The organism is Micromonospora matsumotoense, assembly GCF_050951065.1.
In the GTDB taxonomy this organism is placed as follows: domain Bacteria; phylum Actinomycetota; class Actinomycetes; order Mycobacteriales; family Micromonosporaceae; genus Micromonospora; species Micromonospora matsumotoensis.
The window spans coordinates 2,199,302-2,224,154 of sequence record NZ_CP192025.1; the positions used below are offsets into that span (position 1 = coordinate 2,199,302).

18 protein-coding genes and 3 pseudogenes are annotated in these 24,853 nt (G+C 73.0%); 10 read left to right on the plus strand and 11 right to left on the minus strand.

Annotation, left to right across the window (positions count from 1 at the left end; translation table 11 throughout):
• Positions 1–104 precede the first annotated feature (104 nt).
• The 4 genes and pseudogenes from ACQP1S_RS09780 to ACQP1S_RS09795 form a co-directional block, all read left to right on the plus strand.
• Positions 105–1,620, plus strand: a pseudogene (locus tag ACQP1S_RS09780) (ATP-binding protein); the annotation flags it as partial.
• Between the two features lie 60 nt (positions 1,621–1,680).
• A pseudogene (locus tag ACQP1S_RS09785) lies at positions 1,681–3,042 on the plus strand (ATP-binding protein); the annotation flags it as partial.
• A gap of 30 nt (positions 3,043–3,072) precedes the next feature.
• Positions 3,073–3,711 (plus strand): annotated as a pseudogene (locus ACQP1S_RS09790) (toprim domain-containing protein); the annotation flags it as partial.
• 41 nt (positions 3,712–3,752) lie between these two features.
• Entirely contained in the window at positions 3,753–6,242 is a 2,490-nt protein-coding gene (locus ACQP1S_RS09795; RefSeq protein WP_091246799.1) for a DNA gyrase/topoisomerase IV subunit A, read from the plus strand.
• A gap of 40 nt (positions 6,243–6,282) precedes the next feature.
• On the opposite strand, the gene ACQP1S_RS09800 is transcribed toward ACQP1S_RS09795, so the two are convergent.
• The 7 genes from ACQP1S_RS09800 to pseB all read right to left on the minus strand — a co-directional run bounded on the left by ACQP1S_RS09800 (position 6,283) and on the right by pseB (position 13,728).
• Positions 6,283–6,915, minus strand: coding sequence for an alpha-ketoglutarate-dependent dioxygenase AlkB (locus tag ACQP1S_RS09800; RefSeq protein ID WP_432905432.1), 633 nt, complete (start codon positions 6,913–6,915; stop codon positions 6,283–6,285).
• A gap of 13 nt (positions 6,916–6,928) precedes the next feature.
• The gene (locus ACQP1S_RS09805; RefSeq protein ID WP_432907931.1) at positions 6,929–8,032 is read right to left on the minus strand and encodes a PseG/SpsG family protein; all 1,104 of its coding nucleotides are present in this window, start codon (positions 8,030–8,032) and stop codon (positions 6,929–6,931) included.
• On the minus strand, positions 8,029–8,727 hold the full coding sequence (locus tag ACQP1S_RS09810) for a cytidylyltransferase domain-containing protein (protein ID WP_432907934.1): 699 nt from the start codon (positions 8,725–8,727) through the stop codon (positions 8,029–8,031). Before ACQP1S_RS09810 ends, ACQP1S_RS09805 begins: the two co-directional genes overlap by 4 nt.
• 212 nt (positions 8,728–8,939) lie before the next feature.
• Positions 8,940–10,745, minus strand: coding sequence for a class I SAM-dependent methyltransferase (locus ACQP1S_RS09815; protein ID WP_432905435.1), 1,806 nt, complete (start codon positions 10,743–10,745; stop codon positions 8,940–8,942).
• Positions 10,742–11,578, minus strand: a complete 837-nt coding sequence (locus ACQP1S_RS09820; protein ID WP_432905438.1) for a hypothetical protein — start codon at positions 11,576–11,578, stop codon at positions 10,742–10,744. Before ACQP1S_RS09820 ends, ACQP1S_RS09815 begins: the two co-directional genes overlap by 4 nt.
• Positions 11,579–11,590: 12 nt before the next feature.
• Positions 11,591–12,748, minus strand: a complete 1,158-nt coding sequence (locus ACQP1S_RS09825) for a DegT/DnrJ/EryC1/StrS family aminotransferase (protein WP_432905441.1) — start codon at positions 12,746–12,748, stop codon at positions 11,591–11,593.
• Positions 12,745–13,728 (minus strand): UDP-N-acetylglucosamine 4,6-dehydratase (inverting), encoded by a 984-nt coding sequence (gene pseB / locus ACQP1S_RS09830; RefSeq protein ID WP_357784115.1) that lies wholly within the window; start codon positions 13,726–13,728, stop codon positions 12,745–12,747. Before pseB ends, ACQP1S_RS09825 begins: the two co-directional genes overlap by 4 nt.
• Positions 13,729–14,071: 343 nt before the next feature.
• On the opposite strand from pseB, the gene ACQP1S_RS09835 reads away from it, so the two are divergent.
• A complete protein-coding gene (locus ACQP1S_RS09835) occupies positions 14,072–16,015 on the plus strand; it encodes a hypothetical protein (protein ID WP_432905444.1) in 1,944 nt (647 codons plus the stop codon).
• 88 nt (positions 16,016–16,103) lie between these two features.
• A complete protein-coding gene (locus ACQP1S_RS09840; protein WP_328345460.1) occupies positions 16,104–16,565 on the plus strand; it encodes a VOC family protein in 462 nt (153 codons plus the stop codon).
• 128 nt (positions 16,566–16,693) lie between these two features.
• Here ACQP1S_RS09840 and ACQP1S_RS09845 read toward each other — a convergent pair whose 3' ends face one another.
• A complete protein-coding gene (locus tag ACQP1S_RS09845; RefSeq protein WP_432905446.1) occupies positions 16,694–17,170 on the minus strand; it encodes a GNAT family N-acetyltransferase in 477 nt (158 codons plus the stop codon).
• Between the two features lie 125 nt (positions 17,171–17,295).
• On the opposite strand from ACQP1S_RS09845, the gene ACQP1S_RS09850 reads away from it, so the two are divergent.
• From ACQP1S_RS09850 to ACQP1S_RS09865, 4 genes are all read left to right on the plus strand, one after another.
• Positions 17,296–17,547 (plus strand): phosphopantetheine-binding protein, encoded by a 252-nt coding sequence (locus ACQP1S_RS09850; protein WP_432905449.1) that lies wholly within the window; start codon positions 17,296–17,298, stop codon positions 17,545–17,547.
• Positions 17,544–18,908 carry an AMP-binding protein gene (locus ACQP1S_RS09855; protein WP_432905452.1) on the plus strand — a complete coding sequence of 455 codons (1,365 nt, stop codon included), beginning with the start codon at positions 17,544–17,546 and terminating at the stop codon, positions 18,906–18,908. Before ACQP1S_RS09850 ends, ACQP1S_RS09855 begins: the two co-directional genes overlap by 4 nt.
• Complete coding sequence (locus ACQP1S_RS09860) at positions 18,901–19,647, plus strand: SDR family NAD(P)-dependent oxidoreductase (protein WP_363669023.1); 747 nt, start codon at positions 18,901–18,903, stop codon at positions 19,645–19,647. The genes ACQP1S_RS09855 and ACQP1S_RS09860 overlap by 8 nt, the downstream gene beginning before the upstream one ends.
• Before the next feature lie 160 nt (positions 19,648–19,807).
• Positions 19,808–20,482: a hypothetical protein gene (locus ACQP1S_RS09865; protein WP_432905455.1), complete on the plus strand. Its 675-nt coding sequence runs from the start codon at positions 19,808–19,810 to the stop codon at positions 20,480–20,482.
• Positions 20,483–20,932: 450 nt separating this feature from the next.
• On the opposite strand, the gene pseI is transcribed toward ACQP1S_RS09865, so the two are convergent.
• The 3 genes from pseI to ACQP1S_RS09880 form a co-directional block, all read right to left on the minus strand.
• Positions 20,933–21,985, minus strand: a complete 1,053-nt coding sequence (gene pseI, locus ACQP1S_RS09870) for a pseudaminic acid synthase (RefSeq protein WP_432905458.1) — start codon at positions 21,983–21,985, stop codon at positions 20,933–20,935.
• Between the two features lie 265 nt (positions 21,986–22,250).
• Positions 22,251–23,375 (minus strand): glycosyltransferase family 2 protein, encoded by a 1,125-nt coding sequence (locus ACQP1S_RS09875; RefSeq protein WP_432905461.1) that lies wholly within the window; start codon positions 23,373–23,375, stop codon positions 22,251–22,253.
• Between the two features lie 89 nt (positions 23,376–23,464).
• Complete coding sequence (locus ACQP1S_RS09880; protein WP_432905464.1) at positions 23,465–24,790, minus strand: polysaccharide pyruvyl transferase family protein; 1,326 nt, start codon at positions 24,788–24,790, stop codon at positions 23,465–23,467.
• Positions 24,791–24,853: the final 63 nt, after the last annotated feature.

A 24,853-nucleotide genomic window follows, 5' to 3' on the forward strand; every position in this document is an offset into this window, starting at 1 on the left:
TCGTTTCCGACCCCGCGTGCAACCGGTCCGGGGAAGGCCCCGGAGGCCGGCGGTGTTGTCCCCGGCAGACGCGCAACCGCAGTCCGACGTGGGGCTGCACGCCACTGTCGGGACGTACGGCTACGCTCGCTGCGGCACGCCGCGCGTGGAGATCGAGACGGTGAGCGGCACCACACCGCCGAGACCGGGGAGTACGACCAGTTGACCGCACAGCCTGAGACCCTCTACGGGGCAGACGACCTCACCCACCTGGAGGGCCTGGACGCCGTCCGCAAGCGTCCCGGCATGTACATCGGCTCCACCGACAGTCGTGGCGTGGGTCACCTCGTCAACGAGATTCTCGACAACTCCACCGACGAGGGTGTCGCCGGCCACGCCGGCGCGGTCGAGGTGATCCTGCACGCCGACGGCTCGGTGCAGGTCGACGACGACGGCCGGGGCATCCCGACCGACGTGCACGCCAAGTCCGGCATCTCCGGGGTCGAGCTGGTGCTCACCCGGCTGCACGCCGGTGGCAAGTTCGGCGGCTCCGGCTACAAGACCTCGGGCGGCCTGCACGGCGTGGGCGCCTCCGCGGTCAACGCGCTGTCGCGCCGGTTCGACGTGACCGTCCGGCGCGCCGGCAAGGTGCACGCGATGTCCTTCCGGCACGGCGTGCCCGGCGTCTTCACCGGCGAGGGTCCGGACGCCCCGTTCACCCCCGGCCCCGGCCTCCAGGTCGTCGGGACGATGAAGCGCGGCCAGCGCACCGGCACCTCGATCCGTTACTGGCACGACGCCCGTTACTTCGAGACCGGCGCCCGGCTGGACGTCGACGCCGTCCGGATGAAGCTGCGCAACACCGCCTTCCTGGTCCCCGGGGTCGACTACCGGCTGCGCGACGAGACCGCCGAGGAGTCGGTCGAGGAGCGCTTCCACTTCCCCAACGGGCTCACCGACATGGTGGAGTTCCTGGCCCCGGCCGGTGACCGGCCGGTCTCCGGCACCCTGCTGGTCACCGGCGAGGGGACCTACCGGGAGAACGCCGCCGACGCCAACGGCGTGATGCAGTCCAACGTGCAGCGCCGGGCCGAGGTCGAGATCGCGTTCCGGTGGGGCACGGGCTACGAACGCACCGTCGAGTGCTTCACCAACACCATCCGCAACGCGCACGGCGGCACCCACCGCAAGGGCTTCGAACGGGCGCTGACCCGGACCCTGGCCGATGCCGTCCGCACCACCCGGGGGCTGCTCAAGCCCAAGGAGGACCCGCCCACCCTGGACGACGTCCTGGAGGGGATGACGGCGGTGCTGCACGTGCGCATCCCGGAGCCGCAGTTCACCTCGCAGACCAAGGACGAACTCTCCACCGCCGGCATCACCAAGGTGCTCCAGACCCTGGTCGAGCAGCACGTCAAGGCGTGGCTGGAGGACAAGCGCAGCAAGGCCGAGGCGCGTACGGTGCTCCAGAAGATCGTCGACGCGGCCCGGGTGCGGCTGACCCAGAAGCAACAGAAGGACGCCGCCCGGCGCAAGACCGCCCTGGAGGGCGCGTCGATGCCCGCCAAGTTGGTCGACTGCCGCGCCACCGGGGTGGACCGCAGTGAGCTGTTCATCGTGGAGGGGGACAGCGCCCTGGGGTGTTTTACCGGCGACACCATGGTCGCGCTCGCCTCCGGCGAGGCCCGATCCTTCGCCGACCTGGCAGCGGACTGGCAGCGCGGGGTGACCCATTTCGGTTACACCACCAACAAGGCGGGGCGCGTGGTGGTCGCTCCGCTGGTGGAGCCACGCCTCACCAAGAGCGCTGCCAGGCTCGTCCGGGTGGACCTCGACAACGGCGCGTCGGTCCGCTGCACACCGGATCACCTTTTCCGGCTACGCGACGGTTCCTACCGACGGGCCGATGCCCTGACCCCCGGTGACTCACTGATGCCCCTGTACCGGAGCATTTCCAGTAAGGCCGAGGGGCACAAGCTGCACGGGTACGAGCGGATCTGGATGAACGACCGGGAGGAGTGGGTCTACACCCACTACCTCGCGGACGCCTGGAATCTTCGTCACGGTCGTGACAGCGCGACCAACGGCAACGTCCGTCACCACATCGACATCAACAAGCGCAACAACGATCCACGAAACATCCAAAGGATGACCTGGGCCGACCACTCGGCACTGCACGCCGCGATGATGGGTGAACACGTCCACGCGGGCTGGCGGGAGTGGTTTGCCAACGGCGGCCGGGAGTTTAAGTCGGCCATGCTCAGCGCGCAGTGGCGCGATCCCGCATTCCGTGAGGCGTGCCTCGCCCGGCTGTTCGCGCTCAACGAGTCACCCGAATTTCGGGCCAAGCTGAACAAGGGCTTTCAGGACTGGTACGACGCGCTCGGTGACGAGGAAAAGGCCGCTTATGCCGACCGGATGCGGGACCGGCAGGCACAGTACTGGTCACAGCCCGAGCACCGCGAGGCCGCTGCGGAGCGCGTCCGGAACTATTTCTCGGACCCTGCTCGTCGTTCCGAATGGCGGGCGCGTTCGGTGCGGCAGTGGGACAACTCGGAGTTGCGTGCCCGGCGTTCACGGAAGACCGTCGAACAATTCAGCGATCCCGCCGAGCGGGAACGCCAGCGCAACGCGGTCCGGACCTGGCACGAGGAAAACCCTGAATTCGGGGCCCGACACTCACGGTTGATGAAGCAGCGACTGGCAGACCCGGGTACCGGTCACCTTGCCAAGGCGCAGGCCGGTCGGGCGGCCTACGCCGCCAACGTGCCCAGGGCAGAGCGGGTTGGACGCCAACAGGAGGGCAGGCGGCGGGCCGCGCTCAAGCGGCTCACTCCGCTGCTGGTGCTGCCGGATGCGGAACTGGCGGCGGCGTACGAGGCTGAGCGGCTGAGGTTCCCACGCACGGGGCTCCGGTTCGACCGGCTCCTGGCGCTCTACGACGGCGATTACGCCCGCCTCCGGGAGGCGGTCAATCTGGTGAATCACCGTGTCGTGTCCGTCGAGCCGCTTGACGAGACAGCAGACGTCTACGACCTGACGGTCGAGGGCTACCACAACTTCGCCCTCGAAGCCGGCGTCTTCGTCCACAACAGTGCGCGGGTCGCTCGTACCTCGGAATATCAGGCGCTGTTGCCGATTCGCGGCAAGATCCTCAACGTGCAGAAGGCCAACCTCCAGCAGGTGCTCGACAACGCCGAGTGCGCGGCGATCGTGCAGGTGCTCGGGGCCGGCTCGGGGCGTACCTTCGACCTGTCCTCGCTGCGCTACGGCCGGGTGCTGATCATGGCGGACGCCGACGTGGACGGCGCGCACATCCGGACCCTGCTGATCACCCTCTTCGCCCGCTACATGCGACCGCTGATCGAGGCCGGCCGGCTCTACGCCGCGATGCCGCCGCTGCACAAGATCACCACGAAGGGGCGCAGCCCGCAGACCACCTACACCTACACCCAGGCCGAGATGGAGGCGACGGTCCGCAAGCTGGAGAAGGCCGGCAAACAGATCGTCACCCCGATCCCGCGCTTCAAGGGCCTCGGTGAGATGGACGCCGACGAATTGTGGGACACCACGATGAACCCGGCCACCCGGGCGGTCCGCCGGATCACCCTCGACGACGTCGACGCCGCCGAGCGCATCCTCGAACTGCTGATGGGCGAAAAGGTCGAACCGCGCCGCAACTGGCTGATCGACTCCTCCGACCGGGTCGACCGGGACGCGATCGACGCATGACCAGCACCGTGGCCGCCGCACCCCCGGAAGAGAGCTGAACGATGGCACGCCGTAAGGACGACCGCGCCAAGGCGGACCTGTCCGCCTTCGACCAGGCCGGCGCTCGGGTCTTCGACAACCCGCTGGTCACCGAGGTCTCCGACTCCTACCTGGAGTACGCCTTCTCGGTCATCCACTCCCGCGCCCTGCCCGACGCCCGCGACGGTTTGAAGCCGGTGCACCGCCGCATCCTGTGGTCGATGCACGAGCAGGGCCACCGCCCCGACCGGGGGCACGTGAAGTCGGCCCGGATCGTCGGCGACGTTATGGGCAAGTACCACCCGCACGGCGACACCGCGATCTATGACGCGATGGTCCGGCTCGCCCAGGACTTCTCGCTCAACGCGCCACTCATCGACGGGCATGGGAATTTTGGTAGCCCCGACGACGGCCCGGCAGCGGCGCGTTACACCGAGGCCCGGCTGTCCCGGGAGGCGATGCTGCTCGTCGGCGAGCTGGGCGAGGACACCGTCGACGTCGAGCCCAACTACGACGGCTCGCTGACCCAGCCCACCGTGCTGCCCGCCGCCTTCCCCAACCTGCTGGTCAACGGCGCGTCCGGGATCGCGGTCGGGATGGCCACCAACATGATCCCGCACCACCTCGGCGAGGTGGTCACCGCCGCCCGTTGGCTGATCAACCACCCGGACGCCGACCTCGACAAGCTGATGGAGTTCGTCCCCGGCCCCGACCTGCCCACCGGCGGTCTGCTGCTCGGCCTGGACGAGGTGCGCCGGGCGTACGAGACCGGGCGCGGCGTGGTGCGGATGCGCGGCCGGGTGGAGATCGGCCCGTTGGAGGGCAGCCGGGGCCGGCAGGCGATCACCGTGGTCGAGCTGCCGTACGGCGTCGGCGCGGAGAAGGTCATCGCGGCGATCACCAACGAGGTCAACAAGACCAAGCGGCTCACCGGGATCGCCGACGTCAAGGACCTCACCGACCGGGAGAGCGGGACCCGGCTGGTCGTCGAGTGCAAGGTCGGGGTCAACCCGCAGGCGTTGCTGGCCGACCTCTACCGGCTCACCCCGCTGGAGCAGTCCTTCGGCATCAACAACCTGGTGCTGGTCGACGGCCAGCCGCGCACCCTCGGGCTGAAGGCGTTGCTGGAGGTCTTCCTGGCCCACCGCTACGAGGTGGTGACCCGGCGCAGCGCATACCGCCGGCGCAAGCGGGAGGAGCGGCTGCACCTGGTCGACGGCCTGCTGATCGCCCTGCTCGACATCGACCGGGTGGTCAAGCTGATCCGGGCCAGCGACGACGCCCAGGCCGCCAAGGACGGCCTGATGCAGAAGTTCAGGCTCTCCGAGATCCAGGCGACCTACATCCTGGACACCCCACTGCGCCGGCTGACGAAGTACGACCGGATCGAGCTGGAGGCCGAGCAGGAGAAGCTGCGCGGGGAGATCGCCGCGCTGTCCAAGATCCTCGACGATCCGAAGGTGCTCCGGAAGGTCGTCTCCGACGAGCTGGCCGCGGTGGTCAAGCAGTTCGCCGCGCCACGGCGTACCACCCTGGTCGACGGGGACCTCAAGGAGGTGCTCGCCGCGTCCGCGCCGGCCGGCCCGCTGGAGGTGGCCGACGACCCGTGCCAGGTGATCCTCTCCGCTACCGGGCTGGTCGCCCGCACCGCAGCCGAGTCGGAGGAGGCGTCCGAGGGGCGGCGGCGCAACGGCCGGGTCAAGCACGACACGGTACGCGCGGTCGCGCACACCACCGCCCGGGGACGGGTGCTCCTGGTCACCAGCGCCGGCCGGGCCTTCAAGGTCGACGTGTTGCCGCTGCCGGTGCTGCCCGAACAGGCCGGCACGGTGTCGCTGCGGGGTGGCATGGCCGCCGCCGAGCTGGTCCCGTTGGAGGCGGGGGAGACGGTGATCGGGCTGGCGCCGCTCGGCCCGACCGCGCAGGGCTCCCCGGGGTTGGCGCTGGGCACCCGGCAGGGGGTGGTCAAGGTCTGCGCCCCGGAGTGGCCGGTCCGCTCGGACGAGTTCGAGGTGATCTCGTTGCGGACGGGCGACGAGGTGGTGGGGGCGACCTGGCTGACCGACGACACCGAGACGCTGGTGTTCGTCAGCAGCGAGGCGGCCCTGCTGCGGTTCGCCGCCACGCTGATCCGCCCGCAGGGGCCCAAGGGTGGTGGAATGGCCGGGATCAACCTGCCGGCGGGTGCCCGGGTGGTGTTCTTCGGCGCGATCCGCACCGACGACGACGCGCACGGGGAGCCGATGGTGGTCACCTCCACCGGGGCCACGGTCAAGGTGACGCCGTTCGCGTCGTACCCGCCGAAGGGGAGGGCGACCGGCGGGGTGCGGGCGCAACGCTTCCTCAAGGGCGAGACGGACCTGGTGGTGGCCTGGATCGGCGCGCGGCCGGTCGGGGCGACGGTGACCGGTGATCCGGTGGAGTTGCCACCGGCCGATCCGCGCCGCGATGGTTCCGGCTTCGCCGTCATGCTCGGCCCGACCGTCGTCGGTCACCTCATCGAACGCGACTGACGGCCGCCCCGGCGGCTGGCGGTCGGCCGCCCGGTCGGCGTCAGGCGACGTCGACCGGGCGGAACTGGACGCTGACCCGGGGGCCGACCGGGCGGGTGGTCTTGGGGACGGCGTGCTCCCAGGTGCGCTGGCAGGAGCCGCCCATCACCACCAGGTCACCGTGGCCCAGCGGGAAGCGCAGCGTCCCGCCACCGCCCCGGGGGCGCAGCAGCAGCGGGCGGGGTGCCCCGAAGGACACGATCGCCACCATCGTGTCGGCGTGCGCGGAGCGGCCGATGGTGTCGCCGTGCCAGGCGACGCTGTCGCGCCCGTCGCGGTAGAGGCACATGCCGGCGGTGACGAAGGGCTCACCCAGCTCGGCCGCGTAGTGCCGGGTCAGCGCCGTGCGGGCGGCGGTGAGCAGCGGATGTGGCAGGGGGCGACCGTCGCCGTACCAGCAGAGCAGGCGGGGGACGTCGACCTGCGTGTTGTACATGGTGCGGCGCTCGGCCCGCCAGGGCACCCCGGTGCGCAGGGCGTCGAGGACGGCGTCGGAGCCGTGCACCCAGCCGGGCAGGTGGTCGACCCACGCGCCCCGGGTGAGCACCCGGCGGCGCAGCCCGGCCAGCGGGGTCAGCGTCGGGCCGGCATCGGCGAGGTCGAGCATCGACGGCTGGTAGGCGGCCTGCGACATGCCCGGCACCCTATCAGGGTTTTAGTACACCCGTACGATCGGCGATCCGGGTGAGGAGCGCGTCGGCGACCCGGGCCCGGCCGTGCCCGTCGACGGTGGCCCAGGCGCGGGCCGCGAGCGCCGCCCGTCGCTGCGGGGACGCGAGCAGCGCGCGCAGCGTCCGCCCCGCCTCGGCCCGCGCGGCCCGGCCGGCCAGCCCCGACGCGACCAGGTCCGGCAGCTCACCGAGGCCGGCGGCGAGCCGGTGCGCCACCACCCGACGGTACGAGTCGCGCTGGTTGTCCACCACGCAGACCAGCGCGGCCGGCGCACCCAGACAGCACAGCTCCCAGGTGGAGGTGCCGGCGGCGCTCACCACCAGGTCGGCCGCGCCGATCAGCGTGGGCAGGGCGTCGGTCGGCGCGACGAGGTGCAGCGACTGTCCCCGCCCGGTGGCGACCTGCGTCAGCTCGGCCTCGATCTCCGGCCGGCCGACGACCACGGTCACCTCCATCGGGTGGCCGGTGCCGAGCAGCACCCGGGTCAGCACCGGGGCCGCGCCGACCGCGTCGGTGCCGCCGAAGAAGGCCAGCACCCGGGGCCGGTCCGTCGGCCCGGCCGGCGGTGGGGCGGCCGGCCGGGCGGCGGTCACCGCGTCACGCAGCAGCGCGTACCGGACCCCGGCCAGCATCCGCCCGTCGCCGGGTGCGCCGTCGCCGGGTGCGCGCTCGGCGGGATGCGCGTCGGCGGTGTCCGCGCCGAAGTTCTGGTCCAGGTAGAGGTCGGCGTCCTGGCCCCGGGTGTCGCCGTCGACGATGGCCAGGGTGACCACGCCGGCCGCGCGCAGCGCCCCGGCACCCGCCGGGTCCAACTCGTACGAGTCGAGCACCAGCGCGTCCAGGGCGTGCCGGTGGGCCGCCTCGACCAGCCCGGCGGGGGTGTCCGGACCGGGGTGGACCGGGATGCCGCGCGCGGCCAGCTGGGCGGCGGCCCAGCCGACCCGGTGCACCGTGCCGAACAACTCGACCCGGGCACCCCGGGCCAGGAACTCCTCGCCGAGGGCCAGGCAGCGGACCAGGTGCCCGACGCCGGTACGCGGGCCGGCGTCGCAGCGCAGCCCGATCCGTGGTGGGTTCAGGATTCCTCCAGCCGCTTCTGGCGTACCGAGGAGTTGAGGGTACGCAGGTCGGGCCGCCCGTCCAGCCAGTCGGCGAGTTTCGCCAGCGGCACGCTGACGTCGCCGAAGTGGTCGACGACCGCGCTGACCAGCGCCCAGTCCTGGTCGGTGTCGAGGGTGAGCCGCAGCCCGGACCGGTCCGGGGCGAGGGTCACCCCGAGCACCCGGAACAGCTCCGGCCGGGTGTACGCGTACGAGGTGACGTGCACCCGGTGGTGGCCGGTGGCGAGCCGGTCCAGGGTACGCAGCGCGTCCGCCCGGATGATCTCCACGTCCAGCCCCCGGGGCAGGGTACGGGCGATCGAGGTGCTGGCGTAGTCGAGCCCGGGGACCGCCCGGTATACCGCCGCCACCAGGCTGACGATCTCCGGATCGAGCAGCGGGCAGTCCGCGGTGAACCGCATGACGGCGTCGCCGGGATGGGCGTCGAGCGCGCCGACGAACCGGCTCAGCACGTCGTCCACCGGCCCCCGGTGCACGGGCACGTCGAGCCGCGCGCACTCGGTGACCACCGCGTCGTCGACCGGGTCGATGCTGGTGGCGACCACCAGGTCGGCGAGGACCCCGCTGTCCCGGGCGGCCCGGACCACCCGGCCGAGGACGCTGCGCCCGGCCAGCGGACGCAGCACCTTGCCGGGCAGCCGGGACGAGCCCATCCGGGCCTGCACGATCCCGACGATCCTGAGATCGGAGCCGGGTGGTACGACCGCACCCCGCCCGGGGGCGTCGGCCTGCCCGGGCCGGCCCGTCGTGGGGGTGCCGGCACTGCCGGGGCGGCCCGTCGCCGGCGTGTCGGCGCTCCCGGGTCGGCCTGTCGCCGGAGCGGCCACGCTGCCGGGTCGGCCCGTCGGCGGGGTGTCCGGGCTGGTCACTGCTGTTCCTCCGGCGGCTTCGGGCCGAGCGCCTCGCGGGCCCGTCGCTTGGCCGCCCGGGCGCCCCGCTTGGCCAGCCGGGCGGGCGTGATGGCGAGCCGGCCCACCCGGTAGCTGAGCGAGCCGCTGAGCAGGTTGATCGTGGCGTCGGCCCGGCGCAGCGCCCGTTCCCGGGAGGTGAGCAGCTCCTCGGTCCACTTCAGCAGGGCGGCGAGCCGGGTCAGTTCCTCCCGCTGGCGTACCCAGGCCTCGCGCATCTGCTGGTAGCTGCGCGGCCCGGCGGGCGGGTCGGTGGGGGTGACCGCGCGGAGTTCGGTGGCGAGCGCCCCCCGTCCGTCGGCGTCCAGGCCGCGCAGGGCGGCGGCGACCGCCGCCTCGGTCTCCACGGCCGTGTCGACGGTGGCCCGGTCCAGGTCGTGCCCGGCTACCCCGCCGAGGACCACGGTCAACCCGGCGACGCCCAGGGTGGCCGGCCACGGATGGGCGTATCCGCCGGTGAGCAGGGTGACCGCGAACCGCCACAGCCCCCGGGCCAGCACCACCTCGAGGGGCAGCGGCCCGGTGGCCCGCCAGCTCGGGTCGAGCACCGCGAAGGAGTCCCCGTCGACGACCACGTTGTCCGCGTCGGCCAGCGCGCTGGCGTCGGTCAGCCGCCCGTCCGGGCCGGCCTGCCCGGCGAGCCAACCCGCGTAGCCGCCCAGCAGCCGGCGCAGGGCGTCCAGGTCCCGGCGCAGGCAGGCGTCGAGCAGCAGGGTACGCAGCAGCCGCCCCGGCGGCACCGGCCCGGTGAGCGCGGCCGGGTCCCGGTGGGCCGCCTCCCGGCTGGCGAAGGGCGCCGGCCGGACCCGGGTGGCCCCGCCGCCGGTGACCGCCCAGTGCCAGCCGGCCGGCCCGTCGGTCACCTCGACCACCCCGACCCCGGGCGGTCCGGTCTGCACCAGCACCACCGGCAGTGGCGGGTCGACGGGCGCGTCGGGTCCGGGGCGTCGGGCCAGCGTCAGCCAGCCGGGGGCGAGCGTCGCGCCGAGCCCGGCGTGCAGCGCGTCGACCGCCAGCCGGGCCGGGTCCTGGAGCACCGCGCCACCGACGAAACCGCCGGCGCAGGCCCCGTGCAGCACCGCGTCGAGCAACCCCGAGGTGGGCGACCGGTCCAGCGCGTCGGTGCCGACCAGCGCCGTCGCGGCACCCGGATCGGGGTACGCGGCGTAGCCGGCCTCGGCGGTCAGCCCCACCTCGGCGAGCCGGGCACGCAGTTGCTCCCGGTTGACCGGGCGGCCGGCGTCCAGCACCCCGCCGATGCTCCACGCCGCGTCGGCCCGGTCGGCGTACCAGGGGGAGGTGGCGACCAGTCGGGACACCCCCAGCGGATTGTCCAGCCGCAGCAGCAGCGTGCCGCCGGGGCGCAGCGCGGCGGCCAGCCGGGCCAGCACCCCCGTCCAGCCCAGCCGGTCGCCCTCCACCGACTCGACGGCGTCCAGTCCCGCCCCGGCCAGCACCACGTCGAAGGTGTCGGCCGGGTCGAGGCCGGCCGGCCCGCCGACGATCACCCGGGCGGCCCGGTCGGTCAACGCCACCGCGTCGGGGTGGCTGCGCAGCAGGCAGGTCACCTCGGCGTGGGCGAGCCGGTCCAGCAACGCCGGATCGTGCGGCCCGGCCAGCAGCACCCGCGCCCCGGCCGGTACGACCCGGGCGGCCAGCGCACCGAGCGGCCCGCCGTCGGCCAGCCGCTGCTCCGGCAGGTCGGACCAGGCCAGCATCTCCCCACCGGGCAGGGCGACGGGGGCGGTGGTTCCAGTGGTCAACTCGTGCCTCCTGCGGGATGCGCCCAGCCGAGCAGTTCACGCAGCTCGGCCGGGGTGCAGCGGTGGTCGGTGCCCAGTTCGGCGCGGGCGATCCCGACGGCGGTCGGCAGGTCCACCGACTCGCCGTGCAACTGCGGCCACTGCCGGCGGATCCGGGCGGTGCCGCCGAAGGTGGGGTCCTCCTTGGCCAGGATCATCGGGTCGCCGTAGACGGCGGGCTCGCAACCGGCGGCGATGCCGTAGAAGATGGCGCTGGTCAGCCGGTTGGACGCCACCCGGGCGTGTCGGCGCAGCTCGGTGAGCTGCTTGTCCAGGAAGAGCGGGTCGGTGTCGCGCCACCAGTGCCCCCGGTAACCGTGGCAGATCACCCGGAAGCCGGCGTTCTCGTAGAGCCGCCGGACCCGGCGCATGCCGTACTCGTGCCAGTAGAGGCAGACGGTGACCGGGCCGGGTTCGGTGTCCCGGATCCGGGCGATCAGCTCCTTGTGGTCGCCCTTGACGTGCTGGCCCTCCCAGCCGTGGAAGGGGTACCAGATGGTGCCCTCCCGGGCTGCCGGCGGCGGGTCGTCGCGGCGCAGGTCGAGCAGGTACGCGAAGGGCGCGCCGGTGACCACCACGTTGCGCCGCCCCACCGACCAGGCCCGCCGCCGGGTCTGCTCCGACCACAGCAGGCTGGGGGTGCGCTCGGCGTACGGGTGACCGGGGGCGAGCCCGTCGCCGATGTTCCAGCCGTGCTGGACGTACCCGTTGATCCGGGGCGGGTGGCCGTCGCCCAGCCCGCAGTAGCGGGCCAGCACGTGGGCGTGCCCGTAGAAGTGGTTCGCGTGGTGCATCGGTTCCCCCGGTCAGGCGGCGGTGGGCGCGGTGACGCCGCGCAGCGCCGCGCCGAGCGCGTCGATCACCCGGTCCTGGTCGGTGTCGGTGAGGCCCGGATACAACGGCAGCGAGAGCTGCTGACCGTAGAACGACTCGGCCACCGGGCAGGACCCGCGCCGGTAGCCCAGGTCGACGAAGGCCGGGTGCCAGTGCACCGGCAGGTAGTTGACCTGTACGCCGATGCCGGCGGCCCGCATCCGGTCGTACACCTCGCGGCGGCGGCCGTCGAGGACCCGGACCGGGTAGAGGTGCCAGGCAGGGGCGGCCCACGACCGGCGGGCCGGGGTCAGCACCCCGGGCAGGTCGGCCAGCGCCTCGTCGTAGCGGGCCACCAGCCGCGCGCGGGCGGCGAGGAAGTCACCGAGCCGGCGCAGTTGGCTGCGGCCCAGCGCGCAGAGCACGTCCGGCAGCCGGTAGTTCAACCCGAATTCGTGCACCTCCTGGTGCCAGCCGCCCTCGTCCGGCGCGCGCAGTTCGGCGCGCTCCCGGACCAGCCCGATGTTGCGGAACCGGCGGGCCCGCGTCAGCAGCTCCGGGTCGAGGCTGGCGACCGCGCCGCCCTCGGCGGTGGTGAGGTTCTTGGTGGGAAAGAACGAGAAGGTGGTCAGGTCGGCCAGCGACCCGACCGGCCGACCCCGGTAGGTGGCCCCGATGGAGTGCGCCGCGTCGGCCAGCAGCAGCGCGTCGGTGCCGGCCAGGGCGGTGCGCAGGGCGTCGTAGTCGGCCGGGTGGCCGGCGTAGTCGACGGCCGCGACGACCTTCGTCCGGGCGGTGGTCGCGGCGGCTGCCGCCGCCGGGTCCAGGGTGAACGTCTCCTCCTCGACGTCGGCGAAGACGATCCGCGCGCCGAGGGCGACCGCGCTGCTGGCGGTCGCCACGAACGTCATCGGCGGCACCACCACCTCGTCGCCGGGCCCCACCCTGGCCGCCGCGTACGCCACGTGCAGCGCCGCCGTGCCGTTGGCGACCGCCGCGCAGCCGGCCCCGCCGGTCCAGCCCGCCAGGTCCGCCTCGAACGCGTCGACCTGCGGGCCGGTGGTGAGCCAGTCGCTGCGCAGGGTGGCGACCACGGCGGCGACGTCGTCGTCGGTCACCGACTGCCGGCCGTACGGGAGCATCGCCGTCACGCCGTGATGCCCAGCATGTCGCGCAGCTGTCGGACGCTCAACCACTCGTCGTTGCCGTCGGACTGGTAGGCGAAGCCGTCCGGCACCGGCTCGCAGTCGACCGGCGGCCGGTAACCCCAGGTGGCGATCGTCGGCTGGACGATGAAGCGGTCCTTGGCGCGCAGCGTCCGGCGGCTGTCGTCCGGGGCGATCATCTCCTCGTGCAGCTTCTCGCCCGGCCGGATACCGATCTCGTGCGTGGTGGCCGCCGGGGCGACCGCCTCGACCAGGTCGAGGATGCGCATGCTGGGGATGCGCGGCACGAACAGCTCGCCGCCCTGCATCTGGTCGAAGCTGTCCAGGACGAACTGCACGGCCTGGTCCAGGGTGATCCAGAACCGGGTCATCCGCTTGTCGGTGATCGGCAGGCTCTTGCCCTCGTCGGCGAGCCGCCGGAACAGCGGCACCACCGAGCCCCGGCTGCCCACCACGTTGCCGTAGCGGACCACGGCGAACCGGGTGGGGTGCTGGGCGGCGTAGTGGTTCGCCGAGACGAAGAGCTTGTCGCCGACGAGCTTGGTCGCGCCGTACAGGTTGATCGGGCTGGACGCCTTGTCGGTGGAGAGCGCGATGACCTTCTTGACGCCGGCCTCGATGGCCGCGTCGACCACGTGCTGCGAGCCGGTGATGTTGGTGGCGATGAACTCCGACGGGTTGTACTCGGCGGTGTCCACCTGCTTGAGGGCGGCGGCGTGCACCACGTGGTCCACCCCGTGCATGGCCCGGGTGAGCCGGTGCCGGTCCCGGATGTCACCGATGAACCAGCGCAGTCGGGGATCGTCACCGAGTTGCTGGCGCAGCTCGTACTGCTTGAGTTCGTCGCGGGAGAACACCACCACCCGGGCCGGGTCGGCCACGTCGAGGACGTGCCGGAGGAACGTCTTCCCGAAGGACCCCGTCCCGCCGGTGACCAGAATGGAGGACCCATTCAACTCACTCAATTTGGTGCTCCCCAGCTCGTGGTTGGTGCGCCACCGGCTCGGGCCAGGCGACCGGACGGACGCTAACCAGGCCGGGTTAACACCCCGACGCCCCCGGGTGAACCGACCGCGCTGCTCCCGTGAATGCCGGACCCCCGGCAGGCGAACACTTGCCGACCCGGCTGCTGCCGGCTGACCAGCGGCTACGTCGCTGACTACAGTGGCCCGGCGCGGCCGGTGAGCACCCGTTGGACCGGTTCGTGTCCGGCGACGGCCCGGTCGCGCCGACGGCGACGGGCGCACCCCCGCGAGGCCCGGTCGGGCCGACGGCGACCGGCGCACCCCACGAAGCAGGAGGCGACACATGGTGGCCGGCACCGAGGTGAGACACCCGATCGCCGACCCGTCCGGGCAGCCGACCGGGCGACGCCGACGACTGGTGCCGGTGCTGCTGGTGGTCGGCTGGCTGGTGGGTGTCGGCTGGCGGATGTGGTTGTCCCGGCACGTGCCGCTGCCCATCGCCCACACCGACGAGGACAGCTACCTGCACACCGCCCGCGCGCTGGCCGGTGGGCCGGGCGGGTTCAGCAGCGAGAACGGCCCGTTGCGCCGGGTCGGCTACCCGCTGCTGATCTCCCCGGCGTTCCTCGGCGAGCGGGACTTCACCGACAGCTACCGGCTGGTGCAGTTGATCAACGCGGTGCTGAACGCGACGGTGCTGCCGCTGGCGTACCTGCTGGTGCGTCGGTTGGTGCCGGTACGCCGCGCGGTCGCCCTGGCCGCCGCCGCCGTCGCGGCCACCCTCCCGGCGACCGTCTTCTACGCCAGCGTGGCGATGATCGACGCCGTGCTGACGCCGCTGGTGCTGGCCTGGCTGCTCGCCGTGCACCACTGGGTACGCCGACCCGGCCCGCTGGCCGCCGCCGGGGTCGGTGCCTTGGTGGGGGTGTTCCACCTGCTGCACTCCCGGGGCCTGGTGATCGTGGGGGTGCACGTCGGGCTGGTGCTGCTGCTGTTCCTGCGGCGGCGGACCACCCCGGGGCAGGTGCTCGCGGCGGTGCTGCCGGTGCTGGTGCTGGCGCTGGTCAACGAGGCGGTCATCCGGCTGCTCGGCGACCGGATCTACCTGCTGGGTGACCCGCCCGGCGGCGGCACCGTCCGGGCCGTCGCCTCCGGCGCGGGGTTGCTGCGCGTCGGCGCGGCGGTCGCCACCCAGCTCTGGTACCTGGTGGTCATCACCTTCGGCCTGGCCGGTATCGCCTGGGCCGGGGCCGTCCGCCTCCTGCTCCGTCCCATCCCCGCCCCGGCCTCCCCCTCTGCCCTGTCCTCCGCCCCGGCTTCCGCCTCTGCCCCGGCTTCCGCCTCTGCCCCGGCTTCCGCCTCTGCCCCGGCTTCCGCCTCTGCCCCGGCTTCCGCCTCTGCCCCGGCTTCCGCCTCTGTCCTGTCCTCCGCGACCCCCGCGACCCCCGCGGCCCCGGTCGGCACCTCCGCCGCAGGAGGAGGGTCGGCGGCCGATGAGGCGGCGACCCGGTGGACGGTCGGCGTGGCGGTGGTGACCAGCGTCGGGGTGGCTGCCGGCGCGTCGGTGATCCTGGCCGGCATCACCAGCAAACCGCTGGACGCCATCTACGGCCGGTACGTGCAGATGCTCGCCCCGTTCTGGCTGCTGGTCGGGGTGGCGATGCTGGTGACCGCGACACCACGGGTGCGGTGGCGGCGGGCGGCGGTCGCGGCAGGGGTGCTGCTGGCCGGCGCCACCCTGATCGCCGCCCGGCTCGCCTGGGTGGCCGGCCGGGGACACGAACTGCGCTACGGCGGCTTCGGCGCACCGGACCTGATGGCGTTGACCGGGGGCTGGCGGGAGTTCCGACCGTTCACCGGGGCGGCCGTCGCGGTGGCGGGCTGCCTGTTGCTGGTCGCCGCCGTGCGGTCGCCCCGGCTGCGGGTGCCGGTGCTCGCCGCGCTGGTGGTGGTGAACCTCGGCACCATGCAGGTGATCACCGACCGGTTGGTCCGGCCGATGGTCGCGGCGACCGCGCCGACCCCCCGGGTCGCCGACCTCGGGGTACGCCCCGGCGACCGGGTCTGGGCGTCGCTCGGCGTGCAGTGGGTGCTCCGGTTCAACCTCAGCCACCAGGTCACCTGGGCCGACGTGCGGTGGTTCGTGGACAACCCGCCGGCCGACGCCGACGTGGTCCTCGTCCGGTGGGCACCCGGTGCGCCGGACGACTGGGACGGCGACCGGCACGGGTTCGTCCGGTTGGGGGGCAACCCGGAGCAGCACTGGGCCGCCTGGCGTCGCCGCTGACCCGGGCGCTGCCGGCACGTCGCTACAGAGGTTGAGGACAGGTTGAGTGAGGCGCTCATGCGGTGTGGTGACCAGCTACCGTCGCGGTATGAGCGGTGAGCCGTCGGTTCGGGTGGGGCTGCGTGTCGGCGACGTGACTGCGGCCACGACGTTGTATCGGAGCTTCGGTTTCGTCCCGGTGGGCACGGTGCCTGGCGCGGATGGTGGTGTCGTGATGGCAATCCTCCGCAGGGGTCCGGTGCAGTTGCTGGTCGACGCGTTGGTAGGCATCCCGTTCCCGGACAGCGTGCGGGAGCGTCGGACGAAGGCCGGTCCGCGTGGGCTTGGCGTTGTCATCGGGCTCGAAGTGGAGGACATCGACGAGGCGGCCCTACGGTGCCGGGCTGCTGGCTGCGTCATCAGTGCCGGTCCGATGGACGCACCGTGGGGGGAAAGGTACGTCGAGTTTGAGGACCCGTACGGGTATGCGTGGAAGTTCTTCCGGTTGACCGACTCCTCGGATGACGGCTTGCGCGCTGTCCACGATGCGTGGTTTGGGCAGGCGGATTAACGCCGCCGAGCAGGAAGCAGACACACCCATCACCGTGTACGAGTCACCGCGTCCGTCACCCGCCGGGTGCAGCATTCGGTAAACGGGGCATGGCCGACCGGTTAATTGTCGCCGGACATCTGTCGACCTCACCGGCGGCGACGATTGTCCCGGGTCAGGGAAATGGGGACGACGGTGATTTCCCGGCCGTCGACCGTTTCGTGTCGCCCGGTGCCCTCGACGAACCGGAAACGACGGTTCATCTGTCGGACGACGGTGTTGTGCGCCAACACCTCGCCGTCGAGCCGGTCCAGCGCGAGCACGTCGAAGGCGTGGTCCACCGCCGCCCGCATCACCCCCAGCCAGGCGGGCAGGGTGGCCCCCCGCTCGGCCAGCCCGTCGGCATCGAGATAGAAACCCCAGGCCCCGGACCGGGTCGGCCCGTCCAGGCGCAGGTCGAAGAACGTCACCACGCCGGCCGGCCGGTCGTCGTGGACGTACACCAGGACGCGGCGGGTCGGGTCGGTGCGGACCCGCGACCACCACGCCGCGTGCTCGGCGGCGGTGATCTCGTGACTGGTCTTGCTGACCTGCCGGTTGGTTTCCTGATTACGCCAGGACAACATCAGGTTAACGTCGTCCGTAGTAGCCTCGCGCAGCAACTGGCACCCCTTTTATTCACCTGGTGGACCCTGGCCGACCCTACCCGGGTAAATGGGCGGGGTAATTGTCGGGCTGTACACTCCGGCGCATGAACGAATTGAGTCGCGCGCAGATTCGCGACCTCATGGCGCAGGTGGTGCAGAACCAGGGCCGGGCGCTGCCCGACGACGACTCCGCCGACCTGCGGGAGATCGGGTTCCGGTCGCTGGACTTCTCGGAGCTGGCGCTGCGGGTGGAGGACGCCACCGGCGAGGAGCTGAACTTCGACGCCCCCGGCCTGCGCCGGATCGCCACCGTCGGGGACGTCCTCGACTTCCTCGCCGAACTCCAGCGGCAGTGACCGTCGCGACCTCGCCGGCCGGGCTGGACAACCGGGTCGTCGTCGCCGGGGTGGCCCGGAGCTGGCGCGACCTGCCCGCCCCGGCGCTGCCGTCACCCGGCGCGGTCCTCACCGCCGGAGCCGCCGACGCCCTCGCCGTCGCCCGACACCACGCCGGCTACGGCACCGAACTGCTGCTCGCCGGTCCCACCCGGGTCGACGCGACGATGCGGGACGAACTGCGCGCAGCCGGGTTCGCCGTCACCCTGCTCGTCGACGGGGTGCCGCAGACCACGCCGCCGGCCACCCCACGGTCGCCGGAGGCGGGCCGGCTCTGGCTGCTCACCTCCGGCTCGACCGGCCGGCCCAAGCGGGTCGGGCACACTCTCGACTCGTTGACCACCGTGCGGGCGGCCCAGCCGGAACGGACCTGGCTCTGCCCGTACGCCCCGGGCAGCTACGCCTGGTGGCAGGTGGTCACCCTGTCGCTGACCCAACCCGGTCAGCACCTGGTGGTGGTCGACCCCGACGAGCTGGACGACTGGCCGGCGCTGGCCGCCGCGCACGGGGTGGACGCCGTCTCCGGCACCCCGACGTTCTGGCGACGCACCCTGCACCGCGACCCCGAAGCGCTGGCCCGGGTGCCGCTGCGGCAACTCACCCTCGGCGGGGAACCCGTCGACCAGGCCGTCCTGGACCGGCTCCGGGCGCTCTTCCCGGCCGCCCGGATCTCCTGGATCTATGCCTCCTCCGAGGTGGGCGCGTCGATCGTGGTGCACGACGGACGGGCCGGCTTCCCGGTCGACTGGCTCGACCGGGTGACCCCCGGCCGACCCACCCTCTCCCTGCGCGACGACGAGTTGGTGATCACCTCCCCGCACCACGGCGTCGGGCTCGACGGCCCGGTCCGCACCGGTGACCGGGCGCAGATCGTCGACGACCGGGTCCTGATCACCGGTCGGCTGGACTCCGACGAGATCAACGTCGGTGGCAGCAAGGTCTCCGCCGGGCTCGTACGCGACGTGCTCACCGCCCACCCCCGGGTGGCCTGGGCCCGGGTGACCGGCCGACGCGCGCCGGTGCTCGGCCGGATGGTGGTCGCCGAGGTCGTCCCCACCACAGAGCCGCTGGGTTCGGCGACGGCGGCTGCGCCGGGCGGCTCTGTGACGGCGGCTGCGCCGGGCGGCTCTGTGACGGCGGCTGCGCCGCGTGGCTCTGTGACGGCGGCTGTGCCGCTGGGTTCCGCGACGGCGGCTGCGCCGCTCGACGAGGGCGTGCTGGTGCGTTGGTGCGCCGAGCGGCTTCCCGACTACGCGGTGCCACGCCGCATCCGCCTACTGACCGAGATCCCCGTCAAGGAGACCCTGAAGAGCGATGTCTGACTCCGCGCTCGTCCCACCCAGCACCGTGGTCCTCGTCTCCGGCGGGTCCCGGGGGCTGGGCCTGGCCATCGTCACCGACCTGCTCGACGCCGGGCTCACCGTGGCCGCGTTCGCCCGTACCGTCACCCCCGAGTTGGAGAAGCTGGCCGCCGAGCACCCCGACCGGGTGCACGTCGGCGCGGTGGACGTCACCGACCTGTCGGCGGCGCAGGGCTTCGTCCGGGCGGTCGAGGCGCGGTTCGGTCCGATCGACGGCCTGGTCAACAACGCCGCCGTCGGGCAGGACTCGATGCACACGCACACCGCCACCGCCGACATCGCCCGGATCGTCGAGACCAACCTGACCGCGCCGTTGCAGCTCACCCGCCTGGTGATCCGACGGATGCTCGGCCAGGGGCGGCGCGGCCGGGTCGTGAACGTCACCTCGATCTGCGCGCAGCGCGGCTTCCCCGGCCTGGTGGCGTACTCGGCCACCAAGGGCGGCATGGATGCGGCGACCCGGTCGCTGGCCCGCGAGTTGGGCGGGCGGATGCTGGTCAACGCCGTCGCGCCGGGCTTCTTCGCCTCGGAGATGTCCGCCGTGCTGGGCAGCACCCAGCTCGACCAGATCGTGCGCCGTACCCCGACCGGGCACCTGACCGAGCCCGCCGAGGTGGTACCGGTGGTGCGGATGTTGCTGCGCGAGCACACCAACATCAACGGCCAGGTCATCGTGGTCGACGGTGCCGCCTCGATCTGACCGCGCCCACCCCGACGGCGCTCCGCCCGACGGCAGTGGGCCCGGGTCCGCGCCGGCCGACAGTGCCTCGGCCGGATGCGGTTCGGCCGGCGGTGTTCCGGTCGGATTCGTGGTGGTCGCCAGCATTCAACCGGGAGCTACGCCGGGTGGCCGCGCTCCGATGGGGCCGGCCCTGTGCGCCGTCGACCTTGGTGCCGGCGACGAGGGCGGCGCCGGAGGCACGGCCGGGTCCGGGGCGCGGGTGGGTGGCAGCGTTCCGGTGGGGTTGGGGCCGGCTGGCGGTGGGCCGGCCGGGTTCGGGTCGGGGATGGGTGGCAGCGTTCCGGTGGGGTTGGGGCCGGCTGGCGGTGGGCTGATCGGGTCCGGGTTCGGGTCGGGGTTGGGCGGCGGCGGGGTGGGCGGGGAGGCCGGACGCGCGGCCGACCCGGCTCGGCCGGTCGGGGGCGCGGGGTTGCGGCCGGTGCCGGCGCTGCTGAGGGCCGCCGAACGCTACCTGCGGGTCGGTACCCCCGCCGAGCTGCGGTACGCGGTGACCCGCAGCCATCTCGACGACGGGCGCTGCGTCGGCTGGTACGGGCCGACCACTCCCGGCTGGCGGGTGGCGATCGATGCCGAACGAGCCGCCGCAGCGGTCCCACCCGCGTTGGCCGCGCGCTTCGGGCCGGCCGACTTCTGGGCGCGATGGACCCGGGCGGAGAGCCTGTGCAAACTGGCCGAGGTGCCGGTGGCGGCCTGGTGGCGGCGGCACGGCCTGGCGGTACCCCCGCACACCCGCGCGGTATGGCGCACCCTGCGCCTGGCCGATCTGGTGATCACGGTCGCCTTCGCCCCCTGAGCGTTCCCCCGCTCGGACGCCTCACCCCGCGTTGCTTCGCCTGCGTTGCTTCACCCCGGCGCTGTCCCGCGCTGCCGTGATCTGCCCGGCGCTGCCAAGCGCTGCCTCGCCCTGCCTAGCAGTGCCGGCACTGCCCGCGCTGCCCTGCCCGGCGCTGCCCGGTACTGCCCGCGCTGCGCTGCCCGCGCTGTCCCGCTGCCCTGCCCGGCGCTGTCCCGCGTTGCTCCACCCCGCGCTGCGCTGCCCCGGCATGCCGTGCGTTGCTCTGCTCGTGCTGCCCCGATGTTCAGCGCGCGGACACCATGATCAAATCGCAATTTTGGCGAGTTTTCTCGGCGTGTCGTGTGCATTTTCGTCATTTGATCATGGGTGCGGGGTGCGGGGTGCGGGGTGCGGGGTGCGGGGTGCGGGGTGCGGGGTGCGGGGTGCGGGGGTGTAGAGGGGTGGTGCTCAGATGAGGGTCCAGGTGAGGGGGGTGCCTCGGGGGACGTCGGTGGTGAAGGTGCGGCCGAGGACCCGGTCGATCTCCACCGGGGGCAGGCCACCGGCCGGCCGGATCGAGCGGACGTTGGCGGCGGTCACCTCGTCGCCGGCCCGCACGTCGGCGACCACGAACAGGGACCGGCGGAAGCGCAGCCCCTCCCGCTCTGCCGGGGTCGGCCCGATGGCGGTGCCGCCGAGCGCCGCGTGCGCCCGTGCCGACTCGACGACCAGGGCGGCCAGCTCGTCGGGGTTCAGCGAGAAGTCGGAGTCGACCCCGCCGTCGGTGCGGTCGAGGGTGACGTGCTTCTCGATGAAGCAGGCGCCCAGGGCCACCGAGGCGAGCGGCACCCCGATCCCGGGGGTGTGGTCGGACAGGCCGACCGGCACCCCGAAGGCGTCGGCCAGCACCGGAATCCGGCGCAGGTTGCTGTCCGCCGGTGGGGCCGGGTATGAAGCGGTGCAGGCCAGCAGCACGATGCCCCCGGCCCCGCCGTCGCGGGCGGTGCGCACCGCGGCGTCGATCTCGGCGACCGTCGCCATGCCGGTGGAGATGACGAGCGGCTTGCCGGTGCCCGCGACCAGCCGGATCAGCGGCAGGTCGACCAGCTCCGACGAGGCGATCTTGTACGCCGGGACGTCCAACCCCTCCAACAGCTCCACGGCCGACGGGTCGAACGGGGACGAGAAGACGGTCAACCCCCGCTCCCGGGCACGTTCGAAGATCGGCTCGTGCCACTCGTACGGGGTGTGGGCCCGCTCGTAGAGCCGGTAGAGGTTCTGCCCGCCCCACAGCTCGTGCCCGCCGGAGATGCGGAACGCCGGGGTGTCCACGTCGATGGTGATGGTGTCCGGCCGGTACGTCTGCAACTTCAGCGCGTGTGCCCCGCTGGCCGCCACCGCGTCCACGATCGCCAGCGCCCGGCCCAGGTCGCCGTTGTGGTTGCCGGACATCTCCGCCACCACGAACGGCTGCTCCCCGGCCCCCACCAGGTGCGGCCCGATCTTCACTGTCATCGTCATCTCCGACCCCTTTTTCCTGTACTCGTCACTCATGGCCGGTCGTCGACACGCCGCTATCGCCACCGGCACCGTGCGGCGACCGGCACCGCGCCGGTGCCGACTCCGGCACCGCGTCGACCCGACTGCGACTCCGACTCCATGTGGCCATCGATACGCGCCGGCTCCGACCGCTCGTGGAGTGCGGGAGCGGCGCGGAAGCCGTGTGGACCCCGGCATCGCGACGGGGTCGGCTCGGATGCCGGCGTACCGCGTCGGTGGTGGTGGGTCACCGGGTGCCGCGACCGGCCAGCGCGTCCCGGTCGGCGGGGGAGTCCGCCAGCGGGGCCGGCCCGGCGACCGACGGGACCGGGTCCGGCGCGGCGGCCGGGCGGCGTAGCCAACCGGCCAGCCGGTGCGCCTGACGCAGCACCGCGTACGCGAGATAGTTGTCCCGGCCGACCAGCCGGTGCTTGAGCCCGGCTACCCCGCCCGGCCGGGGGTAGCCGCCCGGCGGCAGGTGCCGGCGGTAGTGCGCGGCCACCCGGTGAAAGAAGTCCCGGCGCAGGTGCGGGTGCAGCCGGCCGTCGTTGCCGACCACCACCAGCATGTGGTTGATCATCAGGGTGAACAGCTCACCGCGCAGCCGCTCGTCGGGATACCGGCGGGCGACCCAGTCGAACAGCCGGTCGTACTGGGCGAAGGCGTCGAAGTGGCGACCGCTGCGGGTGGAGGTGATCGCGCCCTGCCGGCCCTGCCGGTAGAGGTAGCAGACCCGGTCCAGCACGGAGATCCGCTCCGCGCCGATGAGCAGCGGGTTGCTGAACGGGATGTCCTCGTACCAGCCGGGGTGGAACCGCAGCTCCAGTTGGGCCATGAACTCCCGGCGGACCACCTTGTTCCACGCGGTGTGCTGCACCCGCAGCAGCCCGGGTCGGTCGGCGAGGCGGACCACGTCCGGTGCCCCGCGCAGCAGGTGACTGCTCGCGTCCACCTCCCGCCGGCCGTCGTCGCGCACCCGCAGGTGGTCGAGCATCAGCACGTCGGGGCGGTGCGCCCGGAGCCGGTCCAGCACCGCCGGGATGGTGCCCGGCGGCAACCAGTCGTCGCTGTCGACGAACCAGACGTAGTCGCCGACGGCCACGTCCAGGCCGGCGTTGCGGGCGGGACCCAGCCCGACGTTGCGGTCCAGGTGCACCGTGCGTACGCCCGGGTGGGTGGCCGCGTACGCGCGCAGCAGCTCGCCGCACCGGTCCGGCGAGGCGTCGTCGACGGCGACGATCTCGACCGCGCCCGCCGCGTCGGCCGGTACGTCCGTGCGCACCGAGTCGAGGCACTGGTGCAGGTACGCCTCCACCCCGTGGACGGGGACGACGACGCTGAGCAGCGGGGTGGGCGCGGGCTGGTTGACCACCCCGCCACCCTGATGCACGGGTATGGACGGCCACGGAACGTGACGTATCCGGCGGAGATGGAGCTGCTGAACAGCGGTCGAGCGGCAGGTTAACGGTTCAGGATCCGCCGTACCGGTGCGCCGACCGCCCGCCTGACCCGGGCCCGCAGCCGCTGTTCCCGCAGCTCCCGTACGTCGTCGCCGAGCGCCGCGTTGCGGTCGCGCAGCCACTGGACGCGGGTCAGCAGTTCCTCGGGTGAACAGGCCCCGGCCGGTCGGACCGCCGGGGGGAACACCGTCTCGCGGACCTGCGCGTCGAACCGGGCCGCGCTGTCCCCGTCGTCGAACGCGTTGGCCAGGTCGTGCCGGGCGAGGAAGGCCCGCAGCACCTCGTAGCGGGCCCGGTGCCCGGCGTTGAGGGCGGTGTAGTCGGCCTCGGCGTAGAGCTGTGCCGCGTCCACGTCGGCCGGCACGTCCTTCATCAGCCGGTGCGGGATGTCGAAGTAGCGGGCCAGCTCCAGGGTGCGCGAGTCGTGCGCGAACAGGTAGCCGGGGGTGCCGGAGACCAGCGCGGTGATGGTGCCGTGGATCCGGGTGCCGAAGGCGAAGTCGAAACCGGCGAGGTAGTCCATCCAGGTCCACGGGTCGAGGAACATCCGCACCTTGTCCTGCGTGAACAGCGGGTGCGAGGTGTGGATCGGGATGGCGCTGGTCTTGCCCCGGTCCTCCGGGGCGTCACCGTAGAGCAGGGTGCCCAGCGTCTTGAGGTCCTGCGGGAGGTACCGCAGGTGCGGGTAACGGGCCTGGTGCGAGGCGATGATCTTCGCCATCGACCTGACGTACGGGGAGACGGTCAGCGCCACCCGGGCGTCGGGCGTCAGGACCGGCGCGGACTTCTCCACCCGGAACTGGTCGCCGTGCAGGAACATCGACGGGCAGCCGATCACGTCGACGGCGGAGAAGCCCAGCGTCCTCAGGTACTGCGCGGTGATCTCCCCCCGCACACCGATGCTCGGCCCCCGCTCCAGCGCCGCCCGCACGAACCGGGTGACCACGTCGTCGATCGGACGCAGGTACTCCCGGTCGCCGGTGACATCGGTCTGTACGCCGACCCCGAACACCACCACCGGGATCCGCAGCCGCTCGACCAGCTTCGTCATCAGCTCGATGCGGTGGGCGTAGCTGCGCCGGAAGGCGTTGGCCAGCGGGATGACGTACACGTCGTACTGCTCGTTGATCCGGTCGGCGTCGCGCAGGTCGACCTTGAACTCGGTGGAGGTGATCCGCGCGGTGGAGGTACGCAGCAGCTTGTGCGCGGCGTGGCTGAAGACCAGGTTGCCGTTGTTCTCCCCGATCCAGTTCCCCTCGTACGCCTCCTCGGGACCGCGTACGTCGAAGGGGTCCTTCTTCGCCCGCATCAGGATCCGCTGGTGCACCGCGCTGCTCCGTTCCTCGTTCCCCGGGCGCCTCCGACGGGCCGCACCGATCTGCCCCATGGG